Origin of the sequence: Aquimarina mycalae (assembly GCF_029906345.1) — a bacterium.
Taxonomy (GTDB): Bacteria; Bacteroidota; Bacteroidia; order Flavobacteriales; family Flavobacteriaceae; genus Aquimarina.
The window spans coordinates 137,600-156,243 of the sequence record NZ_JARYGY010000003.1 but is presented as its reverse complement, the minus strand read 5'-3'; the positions used below and the strand labels follow the sequence as shown (position 1 = coordinate 156,243).

21 protein-coding genes are annotated in these 18,644 nt (G+C 32.0%); 12 read left to right on the top strand and 9 right to left on the bottom strand.

What is annotated here, in order from left to right; genetic code table 11:
- Positions 1 to 59 precede the first annotated feature (59 nt).
- Complete coding sequence (locus QBK95_RS08490; protein WP_280932587.1) at positions 60 to 1,103, top strand: helix-turn-helix domain-containing protein; 1,044 nt, start codon at positions 60 to 62, stop codon at positions 1,101 to 1,103.
- Positions 1,104 to 1,249: 146 nt separating this feature from the next.
- Positions 1,250 to 2,002, top strand: a complete 753-nt coding sequence (locus tag QBK95_RS08485; RefSeq protein WP_280932585.1) for a hypothetical protein — start codon at positions 1,250 to 1,252, stop codon at positions 2,000 to 2,002.
- 32 nt (positions 2,003 to 2,034) lie between these two features.
- Here the strand turns inward: QBK95_RS08485 and QBK95_RS08480 are convergent, their stop codons facing one another.
- The 5 genes from QBK95_RS08480 to QBK95_RS08460 form a co-directional block, all read right to left on the bottom strand.
- Positions 2,035 to 2,568, bottom strand: coding sequence for a hypothetical protein (locus QBK95_RS08480; RefSeq protein ID WP_280932583.1), 534 nt, complete (start codon positions 2,566 to 2,568; stop codon positions 2,035 to 2,037).
- Between the two features lie 28 nt (positions 2,569 to 2,596).
- Positions 2,597 to 3,190 (bottom strand): hypothetical protein, encoded by a 594-nt coding sequence (locus tag QBK95_RS08475; protein ID WP_280932581.1) that lies wholly within the window; start codon positions 3,188 to 3,190, stop codon positions 2,597 to 2,599.
- A 55-nt stretch (positions 3,191 to 3,245) separates the two neighbouring features.
- Positions 3,246 to 3,749, bottom strand: a complete 504-nt coding sequence (locus tag QBK95_RS08470; protein ID WP_280932579.1) for an SLATT domain-containing protein — start codon at positions 3,747 to 3,749, stop codon at positions 3,246 to 3,248.
- Between the two features lie 36 nt (positions 3,750 to 3,785).
- Entirely contained in the window at positions 3,786 to 4,241 is a 456-nt protein-coding gene (locus QBK95_RS08465) for a hypothetical protein (protein ID WP_280932577.1), read from the bottom strand.
- 177 nt (positions 4,242 to 4,418) lie between these two features.
- Positions 4,419 to 6,719 (bottom strand): type IA DNA topoisomerase, encoded by a 2,301-nt coding sequence (locus QBK95_RS08460; protein WP_280932575.1) that lies wholly within the window; start codon positions 6,717 to 6,719, stop codon positions 4,419 to 4,421.
- A 153-nt stretch (positions 6,720 to 6,872) separates the two neighbouring features.
- On the opposite strand from QBK95_RS08460, the gene QBK95_RS08455 reads away from it, so the two are divergent.
- From QBK95_RS08455 to QBK95_RS08445, 3 genes are all read left to right on the top strand, one after another.
- On the top strand, positions 6,873 to 8,036 hold the full coding sequence (locus QBK95_RS08455; RefSeq protein ID WP_280932573.1) for a pyridoxal phosphate-dependent aminotransferase: 1,164 nt from the start codon (positions 6,873 to 6,875) through the stop codon (positions 8,034 to 8,036).
- 146 nt (positions 8,037 to 8,182) lie between these two features.
- Entirely contained in the window at positions 8,183 to 9,247 is a 1,065-nt protein-coding gene (aroC, locus tag QBK95_RS08450; protein WP_280932571.1) for a chorismate synthase, read from the top strand.
- 108 nt (positions 9,248 to 9,355) lie between these two features.
- Positions 9,356 to 10,678 (top strand): dicarboxylate/amino acid:cation symporter, encoded by a 1,323-nt coding sequence (locus tag QBK95_RS08445; protein ID WP_280932569.1) that lies wholly within the window; start codon positions 9,356 to 9,358, stop codon positions 10,676 to 10,678.
- A gap of 19 nt (positions 10,679 to 10,697) precedes the next feature.
- Here QBK95_RS08445 and QBK95_RS08440 read toward each other — a convergent pair whose 3' ends face one another.
- Positions 10,698 to 11,579 carry a LysR family transcriptional regulator gene (locus QBK95_RS08440; protein ID WP_280932567.1) on the bottom strand — a complete coding sequence of 294 codons (882 nt, stop codon included), beginning with the start codon at positions 11,577 to 11,579 and terminating at the stop codon, positions 10,698 to 10,700.
- A 98-nt stretch (positions 11,580 to 11,677) separates the two neighbouring features.
- Between QBK95_RS08440 and QBK95_RS08435 the strand changes: the two genes are divergently transcribed.
- From QBK95_RS08435 to QBK95_RS08415, 5 genes are all read left to right on the top strand, one after another.
- A complete protein-coding gene (locus QBK95_RS08435; RefSeq protein ID WP_280932565.1) occupies positions 11,678 to 13,120 on the top strand; it encodes a pyridoxal phosphate-dependent decarboxylase family protein in 1,443 nt (480 codons plus the stop codon).
- A 123-nt stretch (positions 13,121 to 13,243) separates the two neighbouring features.
- Positions 13,244 to 13,639 carry a hypothetical protein gene (locus QBK95_RS08430; protein WP_280932562.1) on the top strand — a complete coding sequence of 132 codons (396 nt, stop codon included), beginning with the start codon at positions 13,244 to 13,246 and terminating at the stop codon, positions 13,637 to 13,639.
- 82 nt (positions 13,640 to 13,721) lie between these two features.
- Positions 13,722 to 14,111: a hypothetical protein gene (locus QBK95_RS08425; RefSeq protein WP_280932560.1), complete on the top strand. Its 390-nt coding sequence runs from the start codon at positions 13,722 to 13,724 to the stop codon at positions 14,109 to 14,111.
- Positions 14,112 to 14,349: 238 nt separating this feature from the next.
- Positions 14,350 to 14,529, top strand: a complete 180-nt coding sequence (locus tag QBK95_RS08420; protein ID WP_280932558.1) for a hypothetical protein — start codon at positions 14,350 to 14,352, stop codon at positions 14,527 to 14,529.
- Positions 14,530 to 14,884: 355 nt separating this feature from the next.
- A complete protein-coding gene (locus QBK95_RS08415) occupies positions 14,885 to 15,031 on the top strand; it encodes a hypothetical protein (RefSeq protein WP_280932556.1) in 147 nt (48 codons plus the stop codon).
- On the opposite strand, the gene QBK95_RS08410 is transcribed toward QBK95_RS08415, so the two are convergent.
- The 3 genes from QBK95_RS08410 to gcvT all read right to left on the bottom strand — a co-directional run bounded on the left by QBK95_RS08410 (position 15,028) and on the right by gcvT (position 17,499).
- Positions 15,028 to 15,447 carry a thiol-disulfide oxidoreductase DCC family protein gene (locus tag QBK95_RS08410; RefSeq protein ID WP_280932554.1) on the bottom strand — a complete coding sequence of 140 codons (420 nt, stop codon included), beginning with the start codon at positions 15,445 to 15,447 and terminating at the stop codon, positions 15,028 to 15,030. The genes QBK95_RS08415 and QBK95_RS08410 overlap by 4 nt on opposite strands.
- 59 nt (positions 15,448 to 15,506) lie before the next feature.
- The gene (locus QBK95_RS08405; protein ID WP_280932552.1) at positions 15,507 to 16,322 is read right to left on the bottom strand and encodes a sugar nucleotide-binding protein; all 816 of its coding nucleotides are present in this window, start codon (positions 16,320 to 16,322) and stop codon (positions 15,507 to 15,509) included.
- Positions 16,323 to 16,416: 94 nt separating this feature from the next.
- Positions 16,417 to 17,499: a glycine cleavage system aminomethyltransferase GcvT gene (gene gcvT, locus QBK95_RS08400; protein ID WP_280932551.1), complete on the bottom strand. Its 1,083-nt coding sequence runs from the start codon at positions 17,497 to 17,499 to the stop codon at positions 16,417 to 16,419.
- A 200-nt stretch (positions 17,500 to 17,699) separates the two neighbouring features.
- Here gcvT and QBK95_RS08395 point away from each other — a divergent pair, with 200 nt between their 5' ends.
- Both QBK95_RS08395 and QBK95_RS08390 read left to right on the top strand, forming a co-directional pair.
- On the top strand, positions 17,700 to 18,107 hold the full coding sequence (locus QBK95_RS08395; RefSeq protein ID WP_280932549.1) for a DUF3052 domain-containing protein: 408 nt from the start codon (positions 17,700 to 17,702) through the stop codon (positions 18,105 to 18,107).
- Positions 18,108 to 18,195: 88 nt separating this feature from the next.
- On the top strand, positions 18,196 to 18,591 hold the full coding sequence (locus QBK95_RS08390; RefSeq protein ID WP_280932547.1) for a lipocalin-like domain-containing protein: 396 nt from the start codon (positions 18,196 to 18,198) through the stop codon (positions 18,589 to 18,591).
- The last annotated feature ends 53 nt before the right edge of the window (positions 18,592 to 18,644 follow it).

Here is an 18,644-nt window from a genome sequence, read left to right as displayed (position 1 = left end):
TATTCTTTATAGAATTCTTAGCATACAGACAGACGAAAAATTACTTACTTTGTATGATAATGAATCCAGATATTTTTAAACACATAGAGTTATTATTAGGCAGTATAGGTTTTATTATTGCATTGTTCTTTGGGATATTCCTTATGATTACTAAGGAAAAAAGGGTAGGAGCTAACATTTTCCTGGCAATATACCTCTTAGCCTTTAGCCTTAGGATCGGTAAATCTTTATTTTATAATTATTTTCCTATTGATCCAATTATTCGGAATGTATTTCTAGGAATGTTATTAGCTATTGGACCATCATTATGGTTTTATGTAAGAGGATTATGGTTATCCAGGAATTCTGTTAACAGAACAATAATGCTAATTCAATATATTCCCTTGCTATTGTTTGTGGTAAGCTGCTGGATTATCCCAAATAATGCCTCCACAGCATCCAGAATTATATTTATTGGTTTATTGGTACATATTTTATTATATGGTATGTTCACATTACTTTGGTTATTCAAACATAAGTCGCAATCAAATAATAAATCTCATATAGTATATCGATGGTTATTATTTTTTACACTTCTTACCATTGCCTTGTCGCTTGTACAAATAGGAGTATTTATGAATATAGTTCCTTATCTAAGCACTGCATTTTTATTTTCAGTGGTTATATTGGTATTATCCATTTGGGGATTAAGGCATTCGTTTTTATTTACTATCGGAAATGAAAAATATGCGAATTCATCTTTAAGCAATGAAAATGCAATTTCATATTTGGATAAGTTGACGTATCTGATGGAGAAAGAAAAACTATTCCTAGATCCAGAAATAACCCTTACCAAACTTAGTAAACAACTGGGAATAACTTCTAAGCAGTTATCTCAGGTAATCAATCAGAATAGAAATATTAACTACTCACAATATATCTCAGAATACAGAATTGCTGAAGCACAACGATTATTGGGATTGCCAGAATATCGGAATTTTAAGATTTCGGCAATCGCTTATGAAAGTGGATTTAACAGTATTTCTTCTTTTAATACTGCTTTTAAAAAGTTAACGAATACTACAGCAGTACAGTATCGTCAGTCTTTATTAAAATCAATCTAAAAATGTTTTAATAATAGCAATCTTTAAATCATTATCATAGTACAATAGTTCCAGTTATTACAACAAATTAAGCAGTTATAACTTGGTATGACGTTTTTAGAGAATAATCAAATAACTTTATGTTGAAAATTTTAAATATCAACGTTATGCCAAAGAATAAAAATACAGAAGATGAAAAAGGAAGAGTTCATAGAGCTAGACATGAAGAATCCGATAGCGAGTCTTCTGATATCAGTGAATCGGTAAATTATAGAGCATTACGAGGTGAAGAGAAACCTTTGGAACAAGGTCTTCAACCACCAGAAGGAGCTGATCAAAGCAAAACACCTCTTCAGCATGTGGGTGCTGGTAGTAGAGCCAAAACAAAAAGTGCTTTTGTATCTACCACAAAAAGTAAAAGAACTGCAATAGCTTGGGCTGCTTTTACAAATCCAACAGGAACAGGAAGAGTGGCTAAAATAAAAGCGACCAAAGATGATATGGACATATCTACGACTAAAGGAGTGAAAGAGCATTTGAAAGTCGAAAAAGGAACTGCTGTTAATAGTGCCAAAGCATCAAAAGAAGTACTTACAAAAGGAGGAATTGATAAGTCGAGAATCATGGAAGTTAAAGATGTGCAGAAAGTATCACAAGAAGTTGCTCGTAATGCAAGAAAGCAACTAAAAGAAGGGAAAACGGTAGTGCATGAAGGCAGAATAGTAGAATTTGCTCAAGTCTCAAGAGCAAAAGCTACCGAATCCAAGGTGAAGTTGAAACCACACGGTGCATTGGTTTTAGGCAAAGAAAGTTCATTAAAAAGAGAGAATTCAGCTTCAAGTTTAAGTTCTAATTCTGATGCTAGTGAATCATCAAAATCATCAAAACCTAAGAAGAAGAAAAAATCTCGTAGAATGTAATATTATCAAAAGAAAACCGTAAGATATTATTGTTACGGTAAGATCCATTTACAAGTAACACTTCTTTCTCCTGCCGATGTTTTCATAAAATCTTTAATGTACTCATTTAAGAACTGGGCATCCTCAGAACATTTCCTTTTGACATTTATAACCTTACCAGTATCATCTTTTGATACAATTTCTATACAGCGAAAGTTTGCCTTATATGGAATGTTTATGGATGTAGTATCGGTAACGAGTTTTAGTATAGCTCCGTCTTTATCCTTAATTAGAGATCCATCTAGCAAAAATTTTAGATTTAAACGATTTTGAGTTCGATCATCAGATTCAAGAGCCCATTTTATCAAATCTGATTCGAAGGTTTGCTTATCTAGTTTTTCATTAATATTACCTTGTACCACATTATTGGCGAGATTTCCGAAAATCCCAATAATTGCGACAACTAATCCTATATACAAGGAGATACGTTCTCTATTCTTACTTTTTGAAGCATCTATATTATGTTGGATTTGTTTTCGCTGTAATTCTAATTCTTCTTTCTTGAGTTCGAATTCTTTTTCATCCATTTTGATTTGTGTTTGATTACTGTAGTTTTTACTTAGGTTGTAATGCACTCAATCGTTTATTGAGCTCTGTGGTAAAAAGTTCTGGTTTAAGCTCGCCTGAAACCATCTTATGACAAACTTCAATTCTGATTTTATCTTCGTCAGGGGTTTTAGAATAATCATTAAATAATTTTCCCAAAACATCTTCCTTAATTTTCCAAGTTTCAATACTAGAATTCCTCAAAGTATGGGCCAATACAAGCGAAAAATGTTTAAGTTCATTCTTTAATATACTCGACTGTAATGAATCTTCAGCTTCGTCATATAGATTTAAAATGATGTTAAATTGTACCATTCGTTCTTCTACAACTTTGTCTTCTACAATACACATTTCACCAAAAAATAAACTTTTATAATTAGAATAATGTGTTTTGTATTCATTAGAAGATTTTGGATATACATATAGTGATGATGAGTGATGAGCAGCTTGTTTATATATTTCTAGTTGAGCAGAGAAAAAAGTTTTTTGAAACTCTCTGTTTTTTTCTTCAGAAAACTTTGAAATACCAAAAACTAAAGTGATAAAAGTCAATATGATTCCAATACCAGTCAATGTTAATTTTGTGAGTTCTATAGTATCCATGTGCTCCAAATTTGATGATTTATAATAGTGATATGGTATTTAGCCACCTGCTTTTTTAAAGTTGTCTTTGGTTTTTATTTTTTGTTGTATTCTTTTTTCTAAAGAAACGATCAAAGTTTGCCGAGGATATTAGTGGAGCCTCGTTAATAATTTCTTCCCATTTTAACCTTACTTCTTCTATAAATACATTTAGAGTTTCTGTTGTTTTTTCTATAGTAATTATGTTTTGTTGTACTTCTTTTTTAAGTGAAGATAATCTTCTTGCTGCATTAAGATGTTTCTCTTTATTTTCTGCGTAATTAAGAAATGTCTGTAATGATACTAATATGGTCGCTAAAACACTGATTAAACCAATAAAAAGAGGGTTTACTTGTATGGTATCACCACTATCATTCATAGATGTAAAAACACCTGCACTTACCAATGAAGTTAATATTACAGTAGGAATACCAAGATATAACTTATTCCTTTTTAGTCGTTCAGCATCTTGATAATGAGCTTTCTGCGATTTTCGTATTCTTTGTTGCCATTCTTGTAATAATCTCATCTGTTCTTCCATAACAATGTCTTATTGTAACTTATATTGTATGCCTTTCTATTTTAATTGAATCAAGTTTCCATCATCAAATCCAATAGTTATATATTCAGATTTTACTAAAAAACTTTGATAATAATTTTCTGTTTTCATAAATCCCTTAACAAGTTTTACAGCATATTCCAGAACAAATTCCCATTTGGAATTATTTAACTCTGCATTGTGTAAGTCAAAGTATTTATTTTTTGGTTCATAGTCAACATCACAGACCCAGTCTTCATTTTTTGTGTCATATTTTTTGCATCCAATTAGGTACATCATATATGAACCATTAGATTCAAAAAGTCCAAAATTGTAAGCAATGATTTTATCATTCGGAGCTTTAGTTGATTCAATTTCTTTTATCCATTTCGAAAATCTTACAGGAATTGATACATTCTCTTTATCATCATTTTCTCCATTTACCTGAATCTGCTCTTTTTGGATTCTTAGTATTGATCGCAATAGTTTTTTCATAATATTGAACAAGCTTAAGAATTACTTAGTAATACGTTACAGATATTTTTATATAATTTTTTGCTATATGGGGAGTACTATTTTTTATAAAGAAAAGGAAAATTCCCTAATTAATAAAGAAGGGAAACTAGAATTACTCTTTTTAAAGAAAATATAAGTATTTGTTAATGAATGATTTTAAACATGAAATTCCTTTAAAATAGTATATACTAATTTTTTGGTTAAGGTTTTTCCAGAAGCTTTAGTTCTAACCATTTCAAAAGAAAACCTAAAATCACAACCATTTTTAAATTCACTACATCCATAGGCAGTATTGCCTTTAAGGATAGATCCCTTAGTACATTTAGGACAAGGCATTTGATCGGTTGTTTCATCAGATTTAGATGTTTTGGTAACTTTCTTAGGTTCCAAAAGTATATTGAAATCATTGTCCAAACGCAATAGACCTTCTGTAGGACCAGCCTCTGTTTTAAAACCTTTTAGATTCACAGTACAGCCTTTTTTTAACAATCGTATATATTGTTTTTCAGATATTTTTTTACCCAGATAGCTAAATGGTAACTGAAAACTACATCCTGTTTTAAAATTACTACAGCCATAAGCGGATTTTCCTTTTAAGATTTTTCCTTTATTACATTTAGGGCATAATTCAGTAGTGATTCCTGCTGTTTTTTTAGTTGATTTTTGTTGCTTTTGAGCGGTAGTATGTGATATATTGGCTCTTACTTTTTCGGTTCTTACCTCATATACCAAATGATCTACCATCTTTTTCATGTTCTTTATGAACGCTCCAGCATTAAAAGCGCCTTTTTCAATTTCTTTAAGCTGCTTTTCCCATCTACCAGTTAACTCTGCAGAAGTTAATAGTTTGTTTTGAATCGTATCTATTAGTTGTATGCCAGTACTGGTAGGTAAAATTTGTTTTTTATTACGTTCTATATACTTACGTTTAAATAATGTTTCTATAATATTAGCACGAGTAGAAGGTCTTCCGATTCCATTTTCTTTCATTAGTTCACGCATTTCATCATCATCTACCTGTTTCCCAGCAGTTTCCATAGCACGTAACAAGGTAGCTTCTGTAAATTGCTTAGGAGGTTTTGTCTCTTTCTCAAGAAAAGAAGGTTCATGAGGGCCTTTTTCTCCTTTAATAAAATCAGGAAGAATCCCAGTTTCTTTTTTAGTGGGAGCGTTTGGATTTTCAAATACAACGCGCCAACCTTTCTCTACAATGACTTTACCTGTGGTTTTGAAAGAAACAGAATCCGCAGTACCAATTACTGTAGTATTGGCTACTTTACAGTCATCATAAAACGCTGCTATAAATCGTTTTACAATAATATCATATACTTGTTTCTGATTAAATTGCAAGTTCATTTGTTCACCAGTAGGGATAATAGCATGGTGATCAGTTACTTTTTTATCGTTAAAAACTTTAGCAGATTTCTTAATTTTTTCACCTAGCAGCGGTTTGGTTAAGGAATTGTATTCGGTTAATTTCTCCAGTATTCCTGACACTTTAGGATATACATCGTTTGGTAAAAAAGTGGTATCAACTCTAGGATAGGTTATCACTTTTTGTTCATATAGTTTCTGCGCAATTTTTAATGTTTCATCTGCAGAAAAACCAAATTTAGTATTACAATATACCTGCAATCCCGTAAGATCAAATAATTTAGGAGCATATTCTTTTCCATCTTTTTTAGTGATAGAGACAATTTCAAAATCACTTTCTTTTACCTTATTAGCTAATAATTCTCCATCTTCTTTTTTTAAAAAACGTCCCTCTTCATAGCTAAATAATGTATCTCTGTATAAGGTTTGTAGTTCCCAATATGGTTGTGGTTTAAAATTTAAGATCTCCTTATATCGATTGACAACCATGGCCAAACTAGGAGTTTGCACTCTACCAATGGATAGTACTTGTTTGTAGCCACCATGTTTTACTGTATACAATCGAGTAGCATTCATTCCTAATAACCAATCACCAATCGCTCTGGAGAATCCTGCATAATATAAATTATCATATTGTTCAGAAGGTTTTAGATTATTAAAACCTTCTTTTATGGCTTCTGTAGTTAATGAAGAAATCCACAGACGCTGTATTTCTCCTGTATAACCTGCTTGATGAATTACCCATCGTTGTATCAATTCTCCTTCTTGTCCTGCATCACCACAATTAATTACTAAACTAGCTTTATCAAATAAGGATTTTACAATATTAAATTGTTTTTGGATTCCCTGATTATCTACCACTTTAGTTTTAAACTTGTCTGGAAGCATAGGTAAATTATTTAGATCCCAGCTTTTCCAATATGGTTTATAATCATTAGGCTCATATAAGGTACAGAGATGGCCAAAAGTATAGGTTACAGCATATCCATTCCCTTCATAATATCCATCATGTTTTGTATTTGCTCCTAAAACAGAAGCTATTTCTCGCGCAACACTTGGTTTTTCAGCTATACAAACCTTCATGGATATTATTTTCAATGGAGCCGAAAATTAATGAATTTTAAGATAATATGATAACAACATCTTTTGAGTATATCACGTTTTAGTATGCCAGAATCACGATCTGGATAGGAAACTAGTTGTAGATCAGTCAATTTTGTATAAAACCTATACTATATGAATACTGAAGGATTTAACAGAAGAAAATTTTTACAAGTAGGAAGTACTTTTGCTGCTGCAACTACAATTGCTCCAATAGCATACGGAGCCTCGTTACTACCAAACGAACCAATAACAGTAATCGATGAATCAAATAAGGATTTAAGGTTATTTTCCAATGAAAACCCTTATGGACCTTCTAAAAAAGTTTTGGAAGCTATAACTAAACATACGCATCGAGTAAATAGATATGCATCATTTCATACCTATGATACTGATAATCTTAAGAAAAAGATTGCTCAGATTAATGGAATTGAAGAAAATCAAGTGATTTTAGGACATGGTTCTTTTGAAATCCTATGCATGCTTACCAGAACTTTCGGAAAGGAAAAAGACAGTATTATTGTTCCTGCAACAACCTTTAATGTAACGGCAGCTTTTGCAGACAGAATATTTGATCATAAAGTAAAAAGAGTATTACTGACTAAAGAGATGGATATTGATCTGGATGCTACCAAAAAAAACATAACAAAGAATACAAAGTTGGTATATATATGCAATCCTAATAATCCAACAGGAAAAGCACTATCGGCAGATAAACTCGCTTCTTTTTGTAAAGAAGTAGCCTCAGATACGTGCACGGTCGCCATAGATGAAGCATATATAGAGCTAATGAACCCTTCGAAAAGATTAGATACTGTTCAATTACTTAAAGAAAAGTATAATGTATTAATTATTAGAACTTTCTCTAAAGCATACGGTTTAGCTGGATTGCGTGTGGGGTATGCAATGGGATCATCAGAAACGATAGCCAAGCTTACTCATGAGTTTTTTAGCTTTGGAGGGTTGATTGCTAATCCTGGTGTTGTAGCTGCAATGACTGCTTTAGATGATAATGCCTATATCGATCAATATCGAAAGAAGAACTCAGAAGTTATAACTTATGTAGAACAAAGTTTGGATGCATTGGGGATAGAGTATTTAAAGAGTAACACCAATTTTATTCTAATGAATGTAAAGGATGCAAAACGTTTTAGATCCGAAGTAAAACAGTACGGTATTGCTATCGTTCCTGGTGGAGGAACTCATTATCCTACTTGGGTAAGAATTAGTATTGGGACATTAGAACAGATGAAAATCTTCTTAAAAGCTCTACAACAGATGGAATGGATAAAAGCTTAGATTTGATTTAAACCAATGATTATATAAAAAAGAGTTTGAAATCTGAAATAGAGTTGCGTTTTTAGGAAATAATCATAAGTTTTTCTGTCAAATAACTACTGTGTTTTTAAAGATTAACAAGTACATTTGTTGAAAATTGTTTTTTAATGGCAGGAAATACATTTGGAAACCTATTTAAGGTAACCACTTTTGGAGAATCTCATGGAGTTGCAATTGGAGGAATTATTGATGGATGTCCATCTGGAGTGCAATTAGATCTTGAAGCAATACAGAGTGAATTAGATCGTCGTAAACCAGGACAATCGGCAATCGTTACCCAACGTAAAGAACCCGATACGGTTGAGTTTTATTCAGGAATTTTTGAAGGAGTAACTACGGGAACTCCAATAGGTTTTGTTATTAAAAATGCCAATCAAAAATCTAAAGATTATTCTCATATAAAAGATTCTTATCGACCCTCTCATGCTGATTATACCTATGATCAGAAATATGGTGTTAGAGACTATCGTGGTGGTGGACGTTCATCTGCCAGAGAAACAGCAAGTAGAGTAGTAGCTGGTGCGATAGCAAAACAAATACTTTCTGAAGTAACATTTAATGCCTATGTGAGTGGTGTTGGAACTATAAAATTAGACAAACCTCATACTGAACTTGATTTTTCATTAACCGAAAGTAATATCGTTCGTTGTCCTGATACAGAGAAGGCTTTAGAAATGGAACAATATATCAAGCAAATCAGAAAAGAAGGGGATACCGTTGGTGGAGTTGTGAGTTGCGCAATATCTGGAGTTCCAATTGGATTGGGAGAACCAGTTTTTGATAAGTTACATGCAGAATTAGGAAAAGCAATGTTATCCATTAATGCAGTAAAAGGATTTGAATATGGTAGCGGTTTTGCTGGAGCAGAACTTAAAGGTAGTCAGCATAATGATTTATTTAATACTGACGGAACTACTAAAACCAATCTTTCTGGTGGTATACAAGGAGGTATTTCTAACGGAATGGATATTTATTTCAATGTAGCTTTTAAACCTGTAGCTACAATCATGCAAGATCAAGATACGATTGATAAAGATGGTAATATAGTCAATATGCAAGGTAAAGGAAGACATGATCCTTGTGTCGTACCAAGAGCTGTACCTATTGTAGAAGCAATGGCAGCATTGGTTTTAGTAGATTATTGGCTTATGAATCGAACGATTAAGAAATAGGAAATTAAAAAGCATAGTTAATATTACGGTAATCTTAATAAGGTTGCCGTTTTTTTGTTTTTAATTTATATCTTCGACTTTTTGTATTCAAAAAATTAGATAATTCACATGAAGAAACTTGCATTGCATTGGCAGATAATGATCGGAATGATCGCTGGGATATTATTCGGATTTTTAATGACCCAATTTTCTTGGGGAAAAGGAATTACAGGAGATTGGATTGCTCCGTTAGGAACTATTTTTGTTAACCTTTTAAAACTGATTGCAGTTCCTTTAATTCTTGCCTCGTTGATAAAGGGAATCTCTGATTTGAAAGATATTTCAAAATTTAAGACAATTGGAGGAAGAACGATCATCATATATATTATCACTACAGTTATCGCCATTACTATAGGATTATTATTAGTAAACGTAATGAAACCAGGAAATGGTATTACTCCAGAAACTATAGAGAAATTAACCGCAGAATATGCAGGAAGTGCAAAAATATCAGAACGTATCGCTGAAGCAGGAAGGCAAAAAGAAAGTGGACCGTTACAGTTTGTTGTAGATATGGTCCCTCAGAATGCTATAAAAGCAATGAGTGATAATAAAATGATGCTGCAGGTAATATTCTTTGCAATTTTTTTAGGTATCAGTATGTTGTTGATAAAAGAAGAACAATCAGAACCTTTAAAAAAGTTTTTTGACAGTTTAAATGAAGTTGTCCTGAAGATGGTTGATTTGATTATGCTTACTGCTCCATATGCTGTATTTGCATTATTAGCTAATGTAGTAGTGACCTCTGATGATCCAGATATATTATTGGCTTTATTGCGTTATGCTGGTGTAGTAATATTTGGATTAGCATTAATGATTGTGTTTTACTGTATTTTGGTTTCAGTAATCACTAAAAAATCTCCTTTTTGGTTCTTAAAGCAGATTAGTCCTGCACAATTATTAGCATTTTCTACAAGTTCTAGTGCTGCAACATTACCGGTTACTATGGAAAGAGTAGAAGAACATATTGGAGTAGATAAAGAAGTGTCTAGTTTTGTATTACCAGTTGGAGCAACCATCAATATGGATGGTACCAGTTTATATCAGGCTGTTGCATCAGTTTTTATTATGCAAGTATTATGGCCAGAAGGACTTACGTTTAGTAATCAAATTACGATAGTTTTAACTGCATTATTAGCTTCGATTGGTTCTGCTGCAGTTCCAGGAGCAGGAATGGTAATGTTAGTAATCGTTTTAGAAGCTATCGGATTCCCTTCAGATAAACTACCAATTGGACTGGCGTTGATTTTTGCAGTAGATCGTCCATTAGATATGTTACGTACCACTATAAATGTAACAGGAGATGCCACAGTATCTATGATTGTAGCAAAATCTGTTGGAAAATTAGGAGATCCTAAGGTAAAAGAATGGGATGATCATTATGAAGGATAAGCCTTTTATTTTGGAATACTCAATGTACTTCCCAGTTTTTTAGTAGTTCAAAAAGTACTGGATATTCTTGTTCTCGTTCTTGATTCCACATCATCGTAAGTTCCGCCTTTTGTTTGATGTCTTTTAGTTCGATACTTTTTATGGGAAATTCATGATCTCTCAGTGAAGATATTGGTTCTAGTGATATACCGATGCCAGCTTCTACTAATCTAAAACTAGTACTAGCGGAATCAGTTTCGTGAATCACTTTTGGCTTAAAACCAGCATCTGTGCATATAGATTCTACTATTTGTACGTAATTAGGTCCATCTGTTCTGGAAGGAAAAATAAATTCTTCTTTTTCAAATATGGAAAAATCCTGATAATTGCTTTTGTCTATTGGGTGGTTTTCTGGTAGTATAACCACAAAATTATCGATATGAAAAACTTTACTTTCTAAGTTAGAAGGAACTAATGGATTTGTAGCAAAACCAATATCTAATTCACTTTGTTGTAATGCCCAGTATTGATCATGATTATTCATTTCTTTTAAGATCGTTTTTAATCCTGGCATCTTTTCATTTATAGTTTTTAGTATTTTGGGTAAGATGGTTTGCATGATAGAATGTGTAAAACCAATTCTGATTTCGCCAACTTGTCCATCATGTATGTAAGCTGTATGTTTGGATATGCGTTCTATTTGTGTAACTAATTTATCTACTTCTTTTACAAAATATTCACCAGCACGTGTGAGTTTTACATTTCTCTTATTTCTTTGAAATAAAACAGCACCGATTTCCTCTTCGATTTGTTTAACCTGTCTACTTAGAGCCGGTTGTACAATATTAAGTTCTTCAGAGGCACGCGTAAAATTTAATTTCTCCGAAAGAAGAAGTACGTTTTTTAATTGCTGAATATTCATTAATAAAATTTTGTTATTAATATATCAAAAATAAGCATTTTTTATTATTAATTAAACTTGGTAACTTTGATGTATTGGAACTACAAAATATAGTTGAGATGAAGAATGATGATCGATTAGAGAATGCTTTAGAAAAGATATATGCCCCTTCTGATTTTAGAAAATTAGGGCATCAATTAGTAGATATGTTATCCGATCATTTGGATCTGGTACAATCAAATAAAGAGTTACCTGTTCTTCAATACCGTGATCCTGAAGAAGAGTTATCATATTGGAAAAAAGACATGTCTTCGGATTCTGATATAATGGATGTTTATAGAGAGGTATTAGCGAGATCGATACATGTACATCATCCCAGATATATGGGACATCAGGTAGCTGTACCTTCAATGGTGGCTAGTCTTTCTGGATTGGTAACAGATCTATTAAGTAATGGTACTGGAGTTTATGAAATGGGTATGGCATCAAATGCAATAGAAAGAACTGTTACCGACTTTGTTGCAAAAAAAATAGGATATGGATTAGATGCTACAGGTTTTTTAACTTCTGGTGGAACACTAGCAAATTTAACCGCATTGCTCGCAGCAAGAAAAGCCAAAGCCCCGAGTATGGTATGGGAAGATGGTCATGATGAAAAATTAGCAGTATTAGTATCTGAAGAAGCTCATTATTGTATCGATAGAGCAGCAAGGATACTAGGATTTGGTAAAGAAGGAATCATTAAAGTACCTGCAAATAAATCATACCAATTAGAAACATCATTATTAGATGAGTATCTGGAAAAAGCAAAAAGCAAAGGACTTGTGGTCATTGCGATTGTTGGCTGCGCTTCTTCAACAGCTACTGGATCCTATGATGATTTAGAAGCATTAGGAACGTTTGCTAGAGATAATAATTTGTGGTTCCATATCGATGGCGCACATGGCGGAGGAGTTGTTTTTTCTGAAAAATATAAGCACTTAGCAAAGGGTATTGAAGAGGCAGATTCTGTAGTTATTGATTTTCATAAAATGTTACTAACACCTGCTTTAAACACTGCTTTAATCTTTAAAAACAATGAAGTTTCTTATAAAACCTTTGAGCAAAAAGCACAATACCTTTGGGATTCTCAACAATCTAGAGAATGGTATAATTCAGGAAAAAGGACTTTTGAATGTACTAAATTAATGATGTCACTTAAGGTGTATACCAACCTTAGAATGTATGGAGAGGATATTTTTGAGAAAAATATAGATCGATTGTATGATTTAGGGAAAGCATTTGCATCTATTATAAAAGATAGAGATGGATTTGAATTGTTGATTGATCCTGCGGCGAATATTGTGAACTTTAGATATACAAATGTACCTTCAGAAGAAATAAATTCTTTTAATTCTAAAATACGTGATGAGCTTATCCTGTCTGGAAAATTTTATATCGTACAAACGATGATAGGAGAGAGCCGATACCTGAGAACATCTATTATGAACCCATTGACTAAAGAAGAAGATTTTAGTGCATTGTTGGATGAAATAGAAAGAATAGCCAATACTATTACCTAATGTTCTATATTATATTTAGATATTATTAATATTTATTATTATATAATTAACTTTTTTGTGCGCAACGCACGCTAAAGCTACTCATCTACAGTAATATGTTTATTAACCTTATATGTATTACCAATGAGATATTTATGCATTTTATTTCTTTCGATTATTTTATGTAGTTGTAGTAATGATGATAACAACAACAATAGATCTACTATGTTAGAAGGAACCTGGAATCTGGTAAATGTTACTGGTGGATTTGCAGGAATAAATCAGGATTTTGAAAGAGAAACCATTGTTTGGAATTTTAACGAATCTAATAATACCGTTGTTGTAACTAATAATAGTACAATTACTGGTGTGTATGATGGTTTTCCTACTGGTACGTATTCATATTCAATAGTGGCGCCAGCTGATACAGATGAACTTGTTGTTAATGAGATTAACCTTGGAACTTTTACTATTACATCCAGTAGTTTTACCGTTAGTCAACAATTTAGGGATGGGTTTCAGGTTCAATTTGAGCGATAAATTCAGTAATACCTCGTACTTATACGCAACCAATATAGAAGAGCTTCATCTATTAAATAAATTAACTAATACATAAAAATTTATGAAACGCTTTTATCTTATTTTGTTTTCGGTATTACTTTTCAGTTGTAGTAATGATGATGATAATTCAGAACCAACTCTTCAAGGACAATGGAATCTTGTTAATGTTTCAGGTGGATTTACTGGTTTAGATGAAGATATTGCTAAAGGAGTAATAGTTTGGGATTTTAACACAACAACAGGTATGGTAACTATCATGAATGATATTACTGATTCTTCTTTTAATACGATACTAGAATCTGGAACATATACATATAGTGTTTCAGCTCCAGCCGATGCAGATCTACTTATTGTAAATGAAGTGGACTATGGTCGTTTAAATTTAGAACAAGCTGCGTTTACAGTTCAAGAAACATTTACAGATGGTTTTACATTTCGTTTTGAACGATAATTATTGAATTCTATTAGAGTAACGATTCTAAAAATACTATTAATAATACATTATATTTCTAATGGATTTAGTGTAAGGAAATAAGTGTAACTTGTTGTTTTGTTGAGGTTTATTAGGTTTTACTACGTAAATATGGGGGAAAACCCCTATATGATTTCTAGCTAAAGTCCCCTTATTTTGTGTGAAAGATAAATATACTTTTGAACCACACTTATTAATAAACCTTAAATAACTCATTATGAAACGGCTTTTTCTACCCATAGCTTTAATATCATTTGCAGTAATATGCCTTAGTATAGTGCATATAGATAATGTAAATAAGCTAGATGAAGAATATCATCAATTAAGAGAGAAACATCAAACAGATGGTAGTTCAGATACTGAAATTACAGCAATCGATAAATTAAATGCTAAATGAACAGCTGATAAGGATTCATTAGAGACAAATACACAAAAGGAGGTAAACACTCCTGACTTAAAAAAATAATAGGGAAAACATAAAAGTATCGGAAATCGTAAAAACTGTCTTACCAAAATATGGTAAGGCAGTTTTTGCATATTAAGTAGGTAGATTATCTATGAATACACGATATTTAAATAACTATCAGTACATTTTTATTTGTTGTTGTATATCAATTTAACGAATTCTAATTCATTACTTACGAATTCTAAATTTGTATCAAGTTAAAGGCTTTACATATATTACTTTTAAACCGTAATTAAAGAATGGTCTTTTTTTGCTCCCAAGTTATTTTAATCCCAAAATAAAATAAATGAAGCAATTTTTATTACCAGTAATGTTAATATGTTTTACAATATTCTGTTTAGGATTTGTACATATTGATAATATGGATAAGTTAGAAGATATAGATAAAGAGGTTATTGTGGTTGAAGAACCAGAGTTAAATATTACTTCTTAACCTATTTGGTCGATAAAAAGAGCTTTAAGTTTTGGTGTGGGGATAACACAACTTTCTCTTTTGCCGAACCATTTATATCTGTTTTTGGCAATAAAATCATACACTGAATCTCTTAAGAATTTAGGAAGAATAAGGAAAACAAAAATTAAGGGATAGCCACCAGACAGCTGCCTTGCAATATGCAAGGCAGCTGTTGATTTATGATAGTAATTTTTCTTAGGTTCAATAAGGAGTATTGTATCTAACTTAGAAGTATCTATATTAAATTCTTCTGCTAATGTGCGACCGATATCACTTTGTAAAGATGCATACCTGAATACATCATTTTTATCATGTCTTATGATAAAATTAACTGCTCCGTTACATAGGTTACAGACACCATCGAATAACACAATTTTTTTACCTTCAATATTCATAGTACAAAGATAAGCACGAAATATGATTTCTTAATAGGTAATTATAATTTCATTAAGAATCATTTAATTACAACAGAATCAATCACTTGTTTTGTAGTAATCTGTAGGTTCTTTGGTAAAAGGTTGTCTTTAGGTAATACAGCTAGGTATCGATCGTTATTAGAATCAAAAACCTGCTTAAAAGTTGGATCTTCTAACTGTAGCATATCACATATTTCTGTGATCAGATCGAGATGGTATATCAAATCTGTACTACCCAAATGAAAGACTCCTTTTTTGCTTCGATTTATAATATAATGCAGCTGTTGTGTTAGTTTAGAAATAGATGTAGCATTAATGATTACATTAGGAAAAACTTCTATGGGAGCCTTTAAATCACACAAAGTTTTTAATTCTTGGACTCTAGGAGTGCTTGATCCAAATATCATTGGCACTCTGGCGATCACATATTTATGAGTAGGTAAACGCATTAATGCGTTTTCAATCTTAATTTTTAATCTTCCAAAAACACTATGACTTAATGTTTTGTCATATTCGTAAGAAGGGTAGTTACTAAATGTATCAAAAACGTTGGCACTAGATAAAAATATAAGTTTACAACGATGTTTTTGAATCCATTGTATAATTCGTTGATGTGCATCTAATTGGGCATTAAAATTACCTCTTACAGCAGAAACAATAATTGTGGGCTTCAGGTTATCTAATAATATAGAGATATCCTCTAACTCCATATCATATTGAAAAAATTTCTGATTTTTCTCGTAAAAAACGTTATCGCTATGATATGTTCCATAGGTATCAAAATAGGAATTTAGCTCTTTATAAAGAGCGTTTCCTATAAAACCACTAGCGCCAATGATCAGAATTTTTTTCACTATTATATTGCTCTAAAAAAATTAAGTTTCGAAGATTACAAAATTACGTAATCCTGAAACTTAACTTAAGCTTTATTATTGTTATAAAATATAACTATCCTTTATAAAAAGGTAATTTTACCACAGTCGCAGGAATAGCTTTTTTACGTACTTGGATATTGATTTTACTTCCTGGTGTAGCAAAAACAGTAGGTACGTACCCTAATCCAATTCCTTTTCCTAAAGATGGCGACATGGTACCAGAGGTTACGATTCCGATCGTATTACCATTTCCATCAACTATATCATAACCCTGACGAGGAATTCCTCTTTCATCAAGTTCGAAACCTACGAGTTTACGTGTTGCTCCACGTTCTTTTTCTTTTGCTAAAGCTTCTGCATTTACAAAATCTTTAGAGAATTTGGTGATCCATCCCAAACCAGCTTCAATAGGAGAGGTTTCATCATTGATATCATTACCGTATAAACAATATCCCATTTCTAATCGCAAAGTATCTCTGGCAGCTAAACCAATTGGCTTTATACCATAATCATTACCAGCTTCTAATACACGATCCCAAACTTGTTGAACTTCAGAGTTTTTACAATAAATTTCGAAACCACCACTTCCAGTATAACCAGTTGCAGAGATAATTACATGTTCAATTCCAGCAAAATCCGAAACCTCGAATGTATAGAATTTCATCGCTTCTAAATCCACAGAGGTAAGAGATTGCATAGCTTCAGCAGCTTTAGGACCTTGAATTGCTAATAAAGAATAATCTTCAGAAAGATCACGCATTTCTGCATTCATAGTATTATGACTACTAATCCAATCCCAGTCTTTTTGTATGTTAGAAGCATTTACCACTAATAGATATTTTTCATCTTTAATTTTGTACACAATCAGGTCGTCTACAACACCACCTTTGTCGTTAGGTAAACAACTATATTGTGCTTTACCATCTACAAGTTTAGAAGCATCGTTAGAAGTCACTTTTTGAATTAAATCCAAAGCATTTGGACCCGTAATCAAGAACTCGCCCATATGTGAAACATCAAAAACTCCGACTCCGTTACGAACCGTTTCGTGTTCTATATTTACTCCTTCATAGGATACAGGCATATTATATCCAGCAAACGGAACGATTTTAGCTCCTAAAGCAGTATGAGTCTCTGTTAATGCAGTGTTTTTCATAATGAGATGAATTTGTAAAATTAAGTATCAAATTGATGCCGAAAGTAAAAAACTTTGTGTTGACAAACAATGCTTTTGTATGATAAATTATCAACTTTTTTAGAATCCAAGAGGTTATAATTATTGATATGATAATATACTATTAGATTTTTGATGTTTTTTAATAACTTTATACAATAACACTATTAATAAACTACAAGATGCCAGCAGGATATTCTGGAACACCACTAGCCAAAAAATTAGGAATAAAAAAAGAGTTTAAATGTCTTTTTTATAATCGACCTGATTATTATTTAGATCTTTTTGCTGATTTACCGAAGATTGTGGAATTGAATTCTATCGAATCAGAACAAGCTGATTTTATTCATATTTTTTGTACCACCTATGAAGAGTTACAAAATACAGCATCGAAATATAAACTAGCATTAAAGAAGGCAGGTATGTTATGGGTAAGTTGGCCAAAGGGAAGTTCTAAAATATCAACAGATTTGAAAAGAGAACCTGTTAGGGAATGTCTAATCAAAATAGGACTAGTGGATGTAAAGGTTGCTGCTATTGATGAAGACTGGAGCGGATTAAAATTTGTATACAGAGTAAAAGATAGATAGAAAAGAATGATCCCAGTTCATTGTTAATATTTGTATTGTAAAGCAACCATATTTGAAAATTGGTATCTATCAAGTATACACTTTACTTATGAAAAAATACGTGCTTTTATTTTCGGTATTCCTTTTATGTGTTTTCTCTTGCAACAATGATGATGTTGTGAATCCCGATTTACTGGGGAAATGGAGGTTGGTAGCGCAACTAGTTGATCCAGGAGATGGTAGTGGAACATTTCAACCAATAAATAGCGATATGGAGTTAGAATTTCTTGCAGACGGAGTTCTTAAAGTATCTAATGGTGATCTATGCGCTTTAACTATTCCATCAGAAGGAAATAGTACAGAAAATTATGATGTAGATGAAAATGAAATAAATGTCAGCTGTGAAAATCCTGTAACAATTAATTATGAGATTAAAGAAGGGAGCTTGTTCTTGTATTTTCTATGCATAGAAGGTTGTGCTCAGCAGTATCGTAAACTTTTTTAATTAGATTACATATCATAAATAATACAAAAACCTCATTTGTGTAAACAAATGAG